The organism is Streptomyces fumanus (assembly GCF_014655295.1).
In the GTDB taxonomy this organism is placed as follows: domain Bacteria; phylum Actinomycetota; class Actinomycetes; order Streptomycetales; family Streptomycetaceae; genus Streptomyces; species Streptomyces fumanus.
In genome coordinates this window covers 94504-108036 of sequence record NZ_BNBI01000019.1, presented here as the reverse complement: position 1 = coordinate 108036, position 13533 = coordinate 94504, and the positions used below count along the sequence as shown (strand labels likewise).

12 protein-coding genes and 1 pseudogene are annotated in these 13533 nt (G+C 72.2%); 6 read left to right on the top strand and 7 right to left on the bottom strand.

Annotation, left to right across the window (positions count from 1 at the left end):
• Positions 1–55: 55 nt before the first annotated feature.
• Positions 56–1255 (bottom strand): TerD family protein, encoded by a 1200-nt coding sequence (locus IE316_RS32130; RefSeq protein WP_190208068.1) that lies wholly within the window; start codon positions 1253–1255, stop codon positions 56–58.
• Between the two features lie 89 nt (positions 1256–1344).
• On the opposite strand from IE316_RS32130, the pseudogene IE316_RS36330 reads away from it, so the two are divergent.
• Positions 1345–1492 (top strand): annotated as a pseudogene (locus IE316_RS36330) (cobyrinate a,c-diamide synthase); the annotation flags it as partial.
• Here the strand turns inward: IE316_RS36330 and IE316_RS32125 are convergent.
• The 6 genes from IE316_RS32125 to IE316_RS32100 all read right to left on the bottom strand — a co-directional run bounded on the left by IE316_RS32125 (position 1488) and on the right by IE316_RS32100 (position 7524).
• Positions 1488–2477, bottom strand: a complete 990-nt coding sequence (locus IE316_RS32125; RefSeq protein ID WP_190208067.1) for a zinc-dependent alcohol dehydrogenase family protein — start codon at positions 2475–2477, stop codon at positions 1488–1490. The pseudogene IE316_RS36330 and the gene IE316_RS32125 sit on opposite strands and share 5 nt — an antisense overlap.
• The gene (locus IE316_RS32120) at positions 2474–3298 is read right to left on the bottom strand and encodes a carbohydrate ABC transporter permease (RefSeq protein WP_190208066.1); all 825 of its coding nucleotides are present in this window, start codon (positions 3296–3298) and stop codon (positions 2474–2476) included. Before IE316_RS32120 ends, IE316_RS32125 begins: the two co-directional genes overlap by 4 nt.
• Positions 3295–4236 carry a carbohydrate ABC transporter permease gene (locus tag IE316_RS32115; protein ID WP_190208065.1) on the bottom strand — a complete coding sequence of 314 codons (942 nt, stop codon included), beginning with the start codon at positions 4234–4236 and terminating at the stop codon, positions 3295–3297. Before IE316_RS32115 ends, IE316_RS32120 begins: the two co-directional genes overlap by 4 nt.
• The gene (locus tag IE316_RS32110; RefSeq protein ID WP_190208064.1) at positions 4233–5603 is read right to left on the bottom strand and encodes an ABC transporter substrate-binding protein; all 1371 of its coding nucleotides are present in this window, start codon (positions 5601–5603) and stop codon (positions 4233–4235) included. Before IE316_RS32110 ends, IE316_RS32115 begins: the two co-directional genes overlap by 4 nt.
• A 78-nt stretch (positions 5604–5681) precedes the next feature.
• Positions 5682–6452: a DeoR/GlpR family DNA-binding transcription regulator gene (locus tag IE316_RS32105; RefSeq protein ID WP_190208063.1), complete on the bottom strand. Its 771-nt coding sequence runs from the start codon at positions 6450–6452 to the stop codon at positions 5682–5684.
• Between the two features lie 262 nt (positions 6453–6714).
• Positions 6715–7524: an NAD-dependent epimerase/dehydratase family protein gene (locus IE316_RS32100; RefSeq protein ID WP_190208062.1), complete on the bottom strand. Its 810-nt coding sequence runs from the start codon at positions 7522–7524 to the stop codon at positions 6715–6717.
• A gap of 237 nt (positions 7525–7761) precedes the next feature.
• Here IE316_RS32100 and IE316_RS32095 point away from each other — a divergent pair, with 237 nt between their 5' ends.
• The 5 genes from IE316_RS32095 to araD all read left to right on the top strand — a co-directional run bounded on the left by IE316_RS32095 (position 7762) and on the right by araD (position 13481).
• Positions 7762–8703 carry a 5-dehydro-4-deoxyglucarate dehydratase gene (locus tag IE316_RS32095; protein ID WP_190208061.1) on the top strand — a complete coding sequence of 314 codons (942 nt, stop codon included), beginning with the start codon at positions 7762–7764 and terminating at the stop codon, positions 8701–8703.
• Positions 8700–9866 carry a hypothetical protein gene (locus IE316_RS32090; RefSeq protein WP_190208060.1) on the top strand — a complete coding sequence of 389 codons (1167 nt, stop codon included), beginning with the start codon at positions 8700–8702 and terminating at the stop codon, positions 9864–9866. The genes IE316_RS32095 and IE316_RS32090 overlap by 4 nt, the downstream gene beginning before the upstream one ends.
• A 329-nt stretch (positions 9867–10195) precedes the next feature.
• The gene (locus IE316_RS32085) at positions 10196–10858 is read left to right on the top strand and encodes a GntR family transcriptional regulator (protein WP_190208059.1); all 663 of its coding nucleotides are present in this window, start codon (positions 10196–10198) and stop codon (positions 10856–10858) included.
• Complete coding sequence (locus tag IE316_RS32080) at positions 10855–11763, top strand: dihydrodipicolinate synthase family protein (protein WP_190208058.1); 909 nt, start codon at positions 10855–10857, stop codon at positions 11761–11763. Before IE316_RS32085 ends, IE316_RS32080 begins: the two co-directional genes overlap by 4 nt.
• Positions 11751–13481 carry an L-arabinonate dehydratase gene (gene araD / locus IE316_RS32075; protein WP_190208057.1) on the top strand — a complete coding sequence of 577 codons (1731 nt, stop codon included), beginning with the start codon at positions 11751–11753 and terminating at the stop codon, positions 13479–13481. The genes IE316_RS32080 and araD overlap by 13 nt, the downstream gene beginning before the upstream one ends.
• Positions 13482–13533 lie beyond the last annotated feature (52 nt).

Below are 13533 nucleotides of genomic sequence, written 5' to 3'. Positions count from 1 at the left end.
GGACGCGGCGCCCCGGACCGGCCCCCTCCTCGGCGCGGAGGGGGCCGGTGTCCGGTCACAGGGCCTGCGCGCCCGGCTTCACCATCCCGCGCACGGTGCGGGACTTCACGAAGTCGCCGAGCGCGGTCATCTCCCACTCCCCGGAGTACTGCCGGATCAGCTTCGCCATCAGCACACCGGTCTGCGGCTCGGCGGAGGTGAGGTCGAAGCGGACCAGCTCCTCGCCGGTGGCGCCGTCCAGCAGCCGGCAGTACGCCTTGGCGACCTCGGTGAACTTCTGCCCGGAAAAGGAGTTGACCGTGAAGACCAGACCGGTGACCTCCTGCGGGAGCCGGCCCAGGTCGACGCTGATCACCTCGTCGTCGCCGCCGCCCTCGCCGGTGAGGTTGTCACCGGAGTGCTGGATGGCGCCACCCACGATCTGGAGCTTGCCGAAGTAGCAACTGTCGATGTGGTTGCGCTGCGGGCCGTAGGCGATGACCGAGGCGTCCAGGTCGATGTCCTTGCCGCGGTACGCCGGTTCCCAGCCGAGGCCCATCCGGACCGTGGAGAGCACCGGGCGGCCGCCCTTGACCAGGGAGACCGTCTGGTTCTTCTGCAGGCTGACGCGGCCCTTGTCCAGGTTGACCTTGCCGGTGCCGGGCGCGGGGGCCGGGGGCGCGGCCGGCGGGGCCGGCGGGGCGGCGGGGGCGGTGACCGGCGGGGGCGGGGGCTGGACGGCGGCGGGGGGCGGGGTGACCGGCTGGGCGGCCGGGGCGGCCGGTTCCTCGACCGAGACGCCGAAGTCGGTGGCGATGCCCGCGAGGCCGTTGGCGTAGCCCTGGCCGACGGCGCGGGCCTTCCAGGCGCCGTTGCGCAGGTAGATCTCCACGATCACCAGGGCGGTCTCGGTGCCGAGCCGCGGGGGCGTGAAGGTGGCCAGCACGGCCTGGTCGTCGGCGTTGCGGATGGTGGCCGTGGGCTCGATGCCCTGGAAGGTCTGGCCGGGGGCGTCGGGGCTGGCCGTGACGACGATCTTCTCGATGCCCGGGGGGACCGCGCCGGTGTCCACCGTGATCGCGTCGGGGGCGGTGCCGCCGCCGGAGCGGTACGTGACGCCCTGGCCGGTGGGCTGGTTGTAGAAGATGAAGTCGTCGTCGGAGCGCACCTTGCCGTCGGCGGTGAGCAGCAGGCCCGATACGTCGAGCCGCACGGGGGCGGTGACGTCCACCGTCACGCGGGTGGCGGGGAGGGGGATGTTCGAGCCGGGGGTCATGACTGTCATGCCGGGTGAACGAGCGAGGGCGTTTTACCGTTCCCTTACCGTCGGCCGATCGGTCGGCCGGGCGGTCGGGCGGACGGTTTTCGCCCCCGCCGCCCCTACCCGTCCCATCCCCGGGGGCTCCGCCCCCGGACCCCCGATCGGCCTGAACGGCCTCGTCCTCAAACGCCGGACGGGCTGAAGAATCAGCCCGTCCGGCGTTTGAGGAGCGGGGGCCCAGGGGGTTTTACGGCACGACCACGATCTTGCGGCCCACGCCCGCCGCGAACTGTTCCAGTGCCTCGGGGTAGCGGTCCAGGGGGAGGCGGTCGCTGATGAAGATCTCCGGGTCGAGGACGCCGTTGGCGAACAGTTCCGCCGCCCGTTCGTAGCTGTGCAGGACCGCCATCGAACCGGTGATGGTGATCTCCTGGTTGTAGATGCGGTACGGGTCGATCCGCACGCGCGTCGCGTAGTCCGCCACCCCGAACTGAAGGAACGTTCCGGCCTTGGCGACCCGGTCCAGGCCGTCCTGGATCGCCGCCGCGTTGCCCGTGGCGTCGATGACCAGGTCCCAGCCCTGGGGGCGGTCGAGTTCGTCCGCCGACGCGGCCGAGGCCGAGACGCCCAGGCCGCGGGCGGTCTCCAGGCGGGCCGGGTTCACGTCCACCATGTCCACGCTGGCCGCGCCGGTCCGCTTGGCCAGTTCCAGCATCATCAGGCCCATCGTGCCGGAGCCGTAGATCAGCACGTGGGCGCCGAGCCGGGAGCGGAGCACGTCGTAACCGCGGACCGCGCAGGACAGGGGCTCGATCAGGGCCGCGTCCTGGGTGCGCACGTGCTCGGGCAGCTTCACGCAGTTGGCGACGGGCGCCACCGCGTACTGCGCGGCGCCGCCGGCCGTCGTCACGCCGATGCCGCCCCAGCGTTCGCACAGGTTGTTGTGGCCCTCGCGGCAGTAGCGGCACTCGTAGCAGTACAGGGACGGGTCCACCGCGACGCGGTCGCCGACCGCGACCTCGGTGACCTGGGTGCCGACGCCGACCACCTCGCCCGCGAACTCGTGGCCCGGCGTGATCGGCAGTTTGGGCGCGAACTCGCCCTGGAGGATGTGCAGATCGGTGCCGCACAGGCCGCAGGCGGCGACCTGGACGACGACCTCGCGCGGCCCTGGCGTCGGGTCGGGGACCTCGGTGACGACGGCGCGGCCCACGGACTCGATGACGGCGGCCTTCATTTCACGGCTCCCAACGACAGGCCCTGGACCAGTTTGTCCTGGGCGGCGAACCCCGCGGCGAGCACCGGCAGGGAGATGACGAGCGACGCGGCGCACACCTTGGCCAGGAACAGGCCCTGGCTGGTGATGAAGCCGGTCAGGAAGACGGGGGCGGTCTCGGCGACCACGCCCGTCAGCACCCGGGCGAAGAGCAGTTCGTTCCAACTGAAGATGAAGCAGATCAGCGAGGTCGCGGCGATGCCCGGCAGGGCGATGGGCGCGACCACCCGGGCCAGGATCACCGGCAGTTTCGCGCCGTCCACCCGGGCCGCCTCGATCACGGCGACCGGCACCTCGGCGAGGAAGGACTGCATCATCCACACCGCGATCGGCAGGTTCATGGAGGTGTAGAGGACGACCAGCAGCCAGATGTTGTCGAGCAGGTCGGTGTTCTTGGCGAACAGGTAGATCGGCAGCAGGCCCGCGACCACCGGCAGCATCTTGGTGGAGAGGAAGAAGAACAGCACGTCCGTCCACTTCTTCACCGGCCGGATGGACAGCGCGTACGCGGCCGGCAGGGCGAGCAGCAGGACGAGCAGGGTGGAGGCGACCGAGGCCACCGCCGAGTTGATCAGCGAGGGCCAGGGGCTGGCGCCGCCGCCCGCGCCGAAGAACTCCCGGTAGCCGTCCAGGGTCAGGGCGGCGGCGAAGGACGGCGGGTTGGTGGCGGCGTCCTCCTCCGAGTGGAAGGAGGTCAGCGCCATCCACGCGATGGGCAGGAAGAAGACGACGCCGGCCAGCCAGGCCACCAGGCCGAGGCCGTTTCTGCGGATGGCGTTCATGCGCGGGAGACCTCCTCGCGGAACAGGGACGACACCACGCGCAGCGCGAAGGTCGCGATGATGATCGAGCCGATGACGACCAGGACGCCCGCGGCCGAGGCGAGGCCGTTCTCGTGGGCCTGGTAGAAGCTCTGGTAGACGGTGTAGGGCAGGTTGGCGGTGCCCAGGCCGCCGGAGGTGAGGGTGAAGACGGCGTCGAAGTTCTGCACGATGTAGATCGAGCCGAGCAGGGCGCCGAGTTCGAGGTAGCGGCGCAGATGGGGGAGGGTGAGGTGGCGGAAGATCTGCCAGTCGCTCGCCCCGTCGACCCGGGCGGCCTCGATCTGCTGCTGGTCGCGGCTCTGCAGGCCGGCCAGCAGGATCAGCATCATGAACGGCGTCCACTGCCACACCAGTGACGCCTCCACCGCGAGCAGCGGGGTGTCGGAGATCCAGTCCGGCTGGGGGCCGCCGACGTAGTGCAGCAGGCCGTTGAGCAGGCCGTACTCGGGGTTGTAGAGCACGTGCTTCCACAGCAGCGCCGCGGCGACCGGGACCACCAGGAACGGGGCGATCAGCAGGGTGCGCACCAGGCCGCGGCCCCGGAACCTGCGGTCCAGCAGCAGTGCCAGGGCCAGACCCAGGATCAGGCTGGCGAGCACCACCGCCACGGTCAGCAGGACCGTGGTCCACACCGACTTGCGCAGATCGGCGTCGGAGAGGACCTCGCCGTAGTTGGCGAGTCCGGTGAAGCTGCGGGCGTCCGGATAGAGGCTGTTCCAGTCGAAGAAGGAGATCACCAGCGTGGCCACGAACGGCAACTGGGTGACCGCGATCATGAAGACCAGGGCGGGCAGCAGCGGGGCCCGGGTGGCCCAGGCCCGCAGCCGGGGGGAGGGGCGCCGTGCGGGGGTGCGGACGTCGGGGGCGGCCACGGGGGCCGTGGTCGTGGCGGTCATCGTCCCTCGTACTCCTTAGCGATCTCCTCGGCGAGGGCCTGGGACTTCTTCAGGGCCGACTCGACCGACTGGCGTCCGGCGATGGCCGCGCTGATCTCCTGGGAGACCTTGGTGCCGAGGTCGGTGAACTCGGGGATGCCGACGAACTGGATGCCGGGCGCGGGCCGGGGCTGCACGCCGGGGTCCTTGGGCCGGGCGCCCTCGATGGCCTCCTTGGTCATCTCCTGGAAGGCGGCGGCCTCCGCCCGGTAGTCCGGGTTGTCGTACGTGGAGGCGCGCTTGCCGGCCGGTACGTCGGACCAGCCGACCCGGTCGCCGACCAACTGCTCGTACTCCTTGCTGGAGGCCCAGGAGACGAACTTCCACGCCTTGTCGGGGTTGCGGGACGCCTTCTGGATGCCCCAGGCCCAGGTGTAGAGCCAGCCGGCGGAGTCGGTCTTCTCCACCGGCGCGGGGGCGTAGCCGAGCTTGCCCTTGACCGGGGACTTGGCGGACTCCAGGGAACCGGCGGCGGAGGTGGCGTCGTACCACATGGCGACCTTGCCCTGGGTCATGTTGTTCAGGCACTCGGCGAAGCCGGCCTGGGCGGCGCCGGACTCGCCGTGCTCGCGGACCAGGTCGACGTAGAACTTGGTCGCCTTCTCGAACTCGGGGGAGTCCAGGCGGGCCTTCCAGTCCTGGTCGAACCAGGTGCCGCCGAAGGTGTTCACCACGGTGGTCAGCGGGGCCATGAGCTCGCCCCAGCCGGGCAGTCCGCGCAGGCAGATGCCCTTCATGCCGGGCTCGGCGCCGTCCACCCGGGCGGCGATGTCGGCGATCTGGGTCCAGGTGGGGCGGGCCGGCATGGTCAGGCCCTTCTCGGCGAGGACGTCCTTGCGGTACATCAGGAAGGACGACTCGCCGTAGAAGGGCTGGCCGTAGAGCTTGCCGTCGTCGCCGGTGAGGGACTCGCGCATCGGCCGCAGGATGTCCTGCTCGTCGTAGGCGGTGTCCTTGGCGACGTAGGGGTCCATCTCGTGCAGCCACTCGTTGCGGGCGTAGATGGGGATCTCGTAGTTGGACAGGGTGGCCACGTCGTACTGGCCGGCCTGGTTGGCGAAGTCCTGGCTGATCTTGTCGCGGACGTCGTTCTCCGGCAGGACGGTGAAGTTCACCTTGATGCCGGTCTCCTTGGTGAAGTGGCCGGCGGTGAGCTTCTGCAACTGCACCATCTGCGGGTTGTTGACCATCAGGACGTTGATGGCGTCGCCACCGGACCCGGCTCCGCCCGCCCCGACCCAGCAGCCGGAGAGCAGCGGGGCGAGCAGCGTCCCTGCGGCGGCCGCGGCGAGCGTGGCTCGCGGCCTCCGTCGGCTCTGGGTTCGCATGGATCGCTCCTGAACATAAGGGGAGATAAAGGGCGCGCGAGGGTGCGGACGCGCCCTACAGGTGGGTGAGTTGGGTTTTCAGACGCGGATGACCTGGGGGCCCAGCAGGGAGTAGCGGTGGGCCTCGGAGGCGGGCAGCAGGGTGCTGGTGACGATCGCCTCCAGGGCGCCGACCTCGGCGAACCGGCAGAAGCTGACCGCCCCGAACTTGGTGTGCACGCCCACGAACACGGTGCGGCGGGCGGCCCGGATCGCCTGCGCCTTGACCTCGCCGACCGCCGGGTCGGGGGTGGTCAGGCCGTGTTCCCGGGAGATGCCGTTGGCGCCGATGTAGGCCAGGTCGATGACGAACCCGGCCAGCATCCTGGTGGTCCAGTGGTCGACCGTGGCGAGCGTCCCGGACCGGACCCGGCCGCCGAGCAGCAGCACCGAGGTGTCGCCGCGTCCGGCGAGCGCCCCGGCGACCGGCAGGGACGCGGTGACCACGGTCAGCGGGCGGTCCCCGGGCAGGGCCTCGGCGATGAGCTGCGGGGTGAAGCCCTCGTCGACGAAGACGGTCTCGGCGTCCCCGAGCAGTTCGGCGGCCGCGGTGGCGATCCGGCGCTTCTCGGGCACGTGGCTGGTGGCGCGGAAGGCGAGGGTGGTCTCGAACCCGGCGCTCTCCACCGGGTAGGCGCCGCCGTGGGTGCGGCGGACCAGGCCGTGGTCCTCCAGGGCCCGCAGATCGCGCCGGACGGTCTCCTTGGCGACCGCCAGGTCGGCCGCGAGGGCGGTCACGTCGACCGAGCCGGTGGCCCGGGCGATGCGTACGATCTCGCGCTGGCGTTCTTCCGCCGTCCTGGTGCCCATGTCCCCACCTGCCTCACGCGCGTCCTTGCCCGTTCGGGCCCGCCGGGGCCCGTGGAGGAAGTTCTACAGCGGGTGCGCGGTGCTGACCAGGTCTGTTGCGGAAGGGATGCTGCCCGCTTGTGCCCGGTTCGGCTGCGGGGTGACCGTCGCGTACCTGGGGCGCGGTACCGCGGGAGGTGGGATCGGGCAGCGCGGATGCCCGAATGGTGGAGCGGACGGGCCCGTTCGCTGCCCGTCCGCTCCGTGTGGCGATGAGATCCGGTCAGTACGGCCAGATCGGCGGGTCGGTCACGAAGTGGCCGCCCAGGCGGGCGTGGGCCGGGTCGTCCGGGTCCAGTTCGCCCTGTTCGGCGATGAGTTTCGCGGCGTACGGCTCGGAGTCGTCGCAGGGGTCGTAGCCGAGCGCCCGCGCGGTGCTGAGGTCCCACCACAGGCGGGTGTTGGCGGAGGAGCCGTAGACGACGGTGTGGCCGACGTTCTCCGCGGTCAGCGCGGCGTGGAAGAGGCGGGCGCCGTCGGCGGGGCTCATCCACACCGACAGCATCCGCACGCTGGTCGGCTCGGGGAAGCAGGAGCCGATGCGGACCGAGACGGTCTCCAGGCCGTGCTTGTCCCAGTAGAGCTGGGCGAGGTCCTCGCCGAAGGACTTGGACAGGCCGTAGAAGGTGTCCGGGCGGCGCGGGGTGTCGACGGGGATGAGCGGGTCGTCGCCCTGCGGGCGGGGCGTCCAGCCGACCGCGTGGTTGGAGGAGGCGAAGACGACGCGCCCGACGCCCTCCTCGCGGGCGGCCTCGTAGAGGTGGTACGTGCCCTCGATGTTGGCCTTCAGGATCTTCTCGAAGGGGGCTTCCAGGGAGATGCCCGCGAGGTGGATGATCGCGTCGACGCCCCGGACCGCCTCGCGGACGGCCGCGGTGTCGCAGAGGTCCGCGGTGATCGCGTCCGGCTCGCCCTCGATCGGGCGCAGGTCGAACAGGCGCAGCTCGTAGCCGAAGGCGGGGAGCAGGTTCCGCATCAGGGTGCCGAGTCCGCCGGCGGCGCCGGTGAGCAGGACGGTGCGGGGAGCGGGCATCCTCGGGTCTCCTTGGGTCGACCGTGTGCATATGCGCGTACGGCATTCACAAGCGTGGACACGCTAGGGAGTGGCGTCGGGGCCCGTCAAGAGGTCTGCCCAAACCGCGAAACCCCTGGTGTGTCGGGCGCCGGCCCGCTTGACCGGCCTCCAGGAGGCGGCTTAGCGTGAGTCTGTTCATAAATGTGGACACAGATCATGAATATGGAACCGATACCGATGGAATCGGGAGCGCCCGTGACGTCAGCCCCTCTCGCCGTACGACTCACCGTCCCCAGCGGGCCGTTGTTCTTCCCCGTCACGGCATACGGCCCCGGCGGCGAGGTCGACCTCGACGTCTTCCGCGCCCATGTCCGCCAGGGCGTGGCGGCGGGCGCCGCCGCCGTGTTCGCGTGCTGCGGCACCGGGGAGTTCCACGCGCTCACCCCCGAGGAGTTCCAGGCGTGCGTCCGCGCGGCCGTCGAGGAGACGGCCGGCCGGGTGCCCGTGGTGGCCGGCGCCGGGTACGGCACCGCGCTCGCCGTGCGGTACGCGCGCCTGGCCGAGGAGGCCGGCGCCGACGGACTGCTCGCCATGCCGCCGTACCTGGTCGTCGCCGGGCAGGAGGGCCTGGTCCGGCACTACCGGGAGGTGGCCGCGGCGACCTCCCTGCCGGTCGTCGTCTACCAGCGCGACAACGCCGTGTTCACCCCGGCGAGCGTGGTCGAACTCGCCCGCACCGAGGGCATCGTCGGCCTCAAGGACGGCGTCGGCGACCTGGACCTGATGCAGCGGACCGTCAGCGCGGTGCGCGCCGAGGTCCCCGGCGACTTCCTGTACTTCAACGGGCTGCCGACCGCCGAACTCACCCAGCTCGCCTACCGGGGCATCGGCGTCACGCTGTACTCCTCCGCCGTCTTCTGCTTCGCCCCCGAGATCGCCCTCGCCTTCCACCGCGCGCTGCACACCGGCGACGACGCCACCGTCGAGCGGCTGCTGGACGGCTTCTACCGGCCGTTCGTGGAACTGCGCGCCCAGGGCCGCGGGTACGCCGTCTCCCTGGTCAAGGCCGGGGTACGGCTCGGCGGGCTGGACGTGGGGGAGGTGCGGCCCCCGCTGCACGAGCCGGCCGAGGACCACGTCAAGCAGCTCGCCCGGCTGACCGAGCGCGGGCACGCCCTGCTGGAGGAGGCCCGGTGAAGGCATCGGCGTTCGTCTACCCCTGGGACGTCAACGGCGACCCGGCCGCCGCCCGGACCGTCGCGGACCTCGGCGTGGAGCAGGTGACGCTGGCCGCCGCCTACCACTCCACCCGCGCCCTCACCCCCCGCCACCCCCGGCACCGGGTCGTCACCGCCGAGCACGCCGCCGTGCTCTACCCGCCGGACGACCGCTGGACCGGCCGCGCCCTGCGCCCCCACCCGGCCGGTGCCTGGGCGCCCGGCGACGCGTACGGGGCGGCCGCCGCCGCGCTCGCGGACGCGGGCCTGGAGGTGCACACCTGGGTCGTCCTCGCCCACAACTCCCGCCTGGGCGCCGAGCACCCGCAGACCTCGGTCGTCAACGCCTACGGCGACCGCTACCCCTGGGCGCCGTGCGTCGCGCAACCCGCCACGCGCGCGTACCTGGTCGACCTGGCCGCCGAGGCGGCGGTGCGGCCCGGGGCGCGCGGCACCGAACTGGAGTCCCTCGGCTGGTACGGGCTGGCCCATCTGCACGCCCACGACAAGACCGGCGGGGTCGGGCTCGGCGACGCCGGGCAGTATCTGATGTCGCTCTGCTTCTGCCCCGACTGCCGGGCCGGGTACGGCGGACAGGGCCTGGACCCCGACGGACTGGCCGCCGCGGTGCGCGAGGCGCTGGAGCCGGTGTGGCGGGGGTCGGCACCGTCCGACGGGGGCTGGGCGGGCGTGGAGAAACTGCTCGGCGAGACGCGGGCGCGGGCCACGCGCGCGTGGCGGGACACCACCGCGCGCGGGCTCCAGGAGGCGGCGGTCGGCGCGGTGCGGGCCGCGGCGCCCGACGGGTTCCAGGTGCTGCTGCACGCCGACCCGGTGTCGTACCACTGCGGCGCCAACGCGGGGGTCGACCCCGCGCACATCCTCGGCGTCGCGGACGGCGTGGTCGTGCCCTGCACGGGCGGGGCGGGGCTGCTGGCGCCGTTCGCGGAGCACGCCCGCGAGGGGACGGTCCTCGCCGCCAACCTGACGATCGTCTCCGGGATGGGCGGCAGCCCGGGCACCCTCGCCGCCGACCTGGCGCGGGCGCGGGAGCTGGGGGCGACGGAGCTGCGGTTGTATCACGCGGGGCTGGCGTCGGATGCGGATCTGGAGGCGGTGCGGTCCGCGCTGGCCGCGCGCTGACGGGGGCGCCGCGGGGGCCCGGGTTGTTCGTCGACCGCGGGCCCGTCGTGGCTTGTCGCGCAGTTCCCCGCGCCCCTGGGTGGGTGGGGGTGGGCGTGGGGTGTCGGGTGCGGGCCCGTCGTGGCTTGTCGCGCTCACGCGGCGGAGCCGCACATGGATACCGCCCCGCGCCCCTTCGGGGCGCTTTCTTTGTCGGAAGCATTGACGAAACACAGGGGCGCTTCTACCTTCAACGCGTCGTACTTCGTACGTCATATATGAGACGCGATACGCGAGATCACATACGTGAGATCCGATACGCGAGTCGACGCGACATCCGAGAGGCGCGCATGACCTCTGTGCCCACGCCGATCCCCTCCCGCACGCAGTACGTGCTGGAGGAGATCAAACGCCGCATCCTCACCGGGAAGCTGACTCCGGGTCAGGCGCTGGTGGAGACCGAGCTCGCCGCGCAGTTCGGGGTCTCCAAGACCCCGGTCCGCGAGGCGCTGAAGACGCTGGCCGGCACCGGACTGGTCGTGATGAGCCAGTACAAGGGCGTCACGGTGCGCATGGTGGACGCGGACATGGCGCGCGAGGTCTACGACGTGCGGCTGCTCCTGGAGCCCGAGGCGCTCAAGCGCGCCGTGCGCCGCGGGGCCTCCCTGGACGCCGCCCGGGACGCGCTGGCCCGTGCCGACCGGGCCACGGACACCGCCGAACGGTCCCTGGCCAACCGCGAGTTCCACCGCGCCCTGTACCTGCCGTGCGGCAACCCGCTGCTCGGCCGGATGCTCGACGAGGTCCGCGACCAGGCGGCCCTCGTCTCCGCCGTCGCCTGGGCCGCCGACCCCTCCTGGGAGCGGGAGGCCGGCGAGCACCAGGAGATCCTCCGCCTGGCCCTGGCCGGCGACGCGGACGGCGCCGCGCGCGCCCTGCACGCGCACATCGCGTCGTTCGTCGACCGGGCCTTCCCCCACTCCGCGGCCCACGAAGAGGACGGTCAGGCATGACAAGGACGTTCGAGACCCAGCGCGCGGCCCTGGCCGACGTCGTGGCCATCCCGGTGACCCCGTTCGCCGAGGACGGCACCGTCGACCCCGCCACCCACCGGGCCCTGCTGCGCCGGCTGCTCGACGCCGGCATCACCACCCTCACCCCCAACGGCAACACCGGCGAGTTCTACGCCCTCACCCCCGCCGAGCGCCGCCTGGTCACCGAGCTGACCGTCGAGGAGGCCGACGACCGCGCCGCGATCCTGGTCGGCGTCGGCCACGACGTGCCCACCGCGGTGGCCTCCGCCCGGCACGCCCGGGACCTCGGCGCCACCATGGTGATGGTCCACCAGCCCGTCCACCCCTACGTCTCCCAGGCCGGCTGGGTCGACTACCACCGGGCCGTCGCCGAGGCCGTGCCCGAGCTGGGCGTGGTGCCCTACATCCGCAACGCCCAGCTCACCGGCGCCCGCCTCGCCGAACTCGCCGACGCCTGCCCCAACGTCATCGGCGTGAAGTACGCCGTGCCGGACGCGGCGAAGTTCGCCGCCTTCGCCCGCGACGCCGGCCTGGACCGCTTCGTGTGGATCGCCGGCCTCGCCGAGCCGTACGCCCCCTCGTACTTCTCGGCCGGCGCCACCGGCTTCACCTCGGGCCTGGTCAACGTCGCCCCCGCGGTCTCGCTGAACATGATCGAGGCGCTGCGGGCCGGCGACTACCCGGCCGCCATGAAGGTCTGGGAGCAGATCCGCCGCTTCGAGGAGCTGCGCGCCGCCAACGGCTCCGCCAACAACGTCACCGTCGTCAAGGAGGCCCTCGCCTCGCTCGGCCTGTGCCGCCGGGAGGTCCGCCCGCCCAGTTGCCCGCTGCCCGAGAGCGAGCGCGCCGAGGTCGCCGCCATCGCCGCCGGATGGTCGATATGAAGACACCCGAGCAACTCCGCAGCCACCAGTGGTACGGCACGGACGGACTGCGCTCCTTCAGCCACCGCGCCCGCACCCGCCAGCTCGGCTACCTGCCCGAGGAGCACCTCGGCAAGCCGGTCATCGCGATCCTCAACACCTGGTCCGACATCAACCCCTGCCACGTCCACCTGCGCGACCGCGCCCAGGCCGTGAAGCGGGGCGTGTGGCAGGCGGGCGGCTTCCCGCTGGAGTTCCCGGTCTCCACCCTCAGCGAGACCTTCCAGAAGCCCACCCCGATGCTCTACCGCAACCTCCTCGCCATGGAGACGGAGGAGCTGCTGCGCTCGTACCCGGTGGACGGGGCGGTGCTGATGGGCGGCTGCGACAAGTCCACGCCCGCCCTGCTGATGGGCGCCGCCAGCGTCGACCTGCCGGCCGTGTTCGTGCCCGCCGGGCCGATGCTGCCTGGGCACTGGCGGGGCGAGACCCTCGGCTCCGGCACCGACATGTGGAAGTACTGGGACGACAAGCGGGCCGGGCTGATCGGCGACTGCGAGATGCAGGAACTGGAGAGCGGCCTGGCCCGCTCGCCCGGCCACTGCATGACGATGGGCACCGCCTCCACGCTGACCGCCGCCGCCGAGGCCCTCGGCGTCACCGTGCCCGGCGCCTCCAGCATCCCGGCCGTCGACTCCGGGCACGACCGGATGGCCGCCAGGGCCGGACTGCGCGTCGTCGAACTGGTCCGCCAGGACCGCAAGCTGAGCGACATCCTCACCGAGGACGCCTTCGAGGACGCCGTCACCACGGTCCTGGGCCTCGGCGGCTCCACCAACGCCGTGATCCACCTGATCGCCATGGCCGGCCGGGCGGGCGTCAAGCTCACCCTGGACGACTTCGACCGGATCGCCCGCACGGTCCCGGTCCTGGCCAACGTCCGCCCCGGTGGCCGGACGTACCTCATGGAGGACTTCCACTTCGCCGGCGGACTGCCCGGGTTCCTCTCCCGCATCACCGACCTGCTCCACCTGGACCGGCCCACGGTCTCCCACGACACCCTGCGCGAACAGCTCCAGGGCGCCCTGGTCCACGACGACGACGTGATCCGGCCCCGCGACAACCCGGTCGCGGCCGAGGGCGGGGTCGCCGTCCTGCGCGGCAACCTCTGCCCGGACGGCGCCGTCATCAAGCACATCGCCGCCGAACCGCACCTGCTGCGGCACACCGGCCCCGCCGTCGTCTTCGACGACTACAAGACCATGCAGCGCACCATCAACGACCCGGCGCTGAACATCACCGCCGACAGCGTGCTCGTGCTGCGCAACGCCGGTCCCAAGGGCGGCCCCGGAATGCCCGAGTACGGGATGCTGCCCATCCCCGACCACCTGCTCAAGCAGGGCGTCCGCGACATGGTCCGCATCTCCGACGCCCGGATGAGCGGCACCAGTTACGGTGCCTGCGTGCTGCACGTCGCCCCCGAGTCCTACGTCGGCGGCCCCCTCGCCCTGGTCCGCACCGGCGATCTGATCACCCTCGACGTCGAGGCCCGCACCTTGCGCCTCGACGTGGACGACGCCGAGCTGGAGCGCCGCCGCGCGGAGTGGACCCCGCCCCCGGCCCGGTACGAACGCGGCTACGGCGCCCTCTACAACGAACAGATCACCCAGGCCGACACCGGCTGCGACTTCGAGTTCCTCGCCCGCCCGGGCACCGTGCAGGACCCGTACGCCGGCTGACCCCGCCCCCCCGATCGCACGGCACCACCGCACACCCCTGCACCCGCAGAAA

Bases quoted from the DNA above. Each gene is read 5' to 3' on its own strand.
- IE316_RS32085 (WP_190208059.1), top strand. From the start codon at position 10,196: ATGACCTCTGTGCCCACGCCGATCCCCTCCCGCACGCAGTACGTGCTG.
- IE316_RS32105 (WP_190208063.1), bottom strand. From the start codon at position 6,452: ATGGGCACCAGGACGGCGGAAGAACGCCAGCGCGAGATCGTACGCATC.
- IE316_RS32115 (WP_190208065.1), bottom strand. From the start codon at position 4,236: ATGACCGCCACGACCACGGCCCCCGTGGCCGCCCCCGACGTCCGCACC.
- IE316_RS32130 (WP_190208068.1), bottom strand. From the start codon at position 1,255: ATGACCCCCGGCTCGAACATCCCCCTCCCCGCCACCCGCGTGACGGTG.
- IE316_RS32080 (WP_190208058.1), top strand. From the start codon at position 10,855: ATGACAAGGACGTTCGAGACCCAGCGCGCGGCCCTGGCCGACGTCGTG.
- IE316_RS32125 (WP_190208067.1), bottom strand. From the start codon at position 2,477: ATGAAGGCCGCCGTCATCGAGTCCGTGGGCCGCGCCGTCGTCACCGAG.
- araD (WP_190208057.1), top strand. From the start codon at position 11,751: ATGGTCGATATGAAGACACCCGAGCAACTCCGCAGCCACCAGTGGTAC.
- IE316_RS32110 (WP_190208064.1), bottom strand. From the start codon at position 5,603: ATGCGAACCCAGAGCCGACGGAGGCCGCGAGCCACGCTCGCCGCGGCC.
- IE316_RS32120 (WP_190208066.1), bottom strand. From the start codon at position 3,298: ATGAACGCCATCCGCAGAAACGGCCTCGGCCTGGTGGCCTGGCTGGCC.
- IE316_RS32100 (WP_190208062.1), bottom strand. From the start codon at position 7,524: ATGCCCGCTCCCCGCACCGTCCTGCTCACCGGCGCCGCCGGCGGACTC.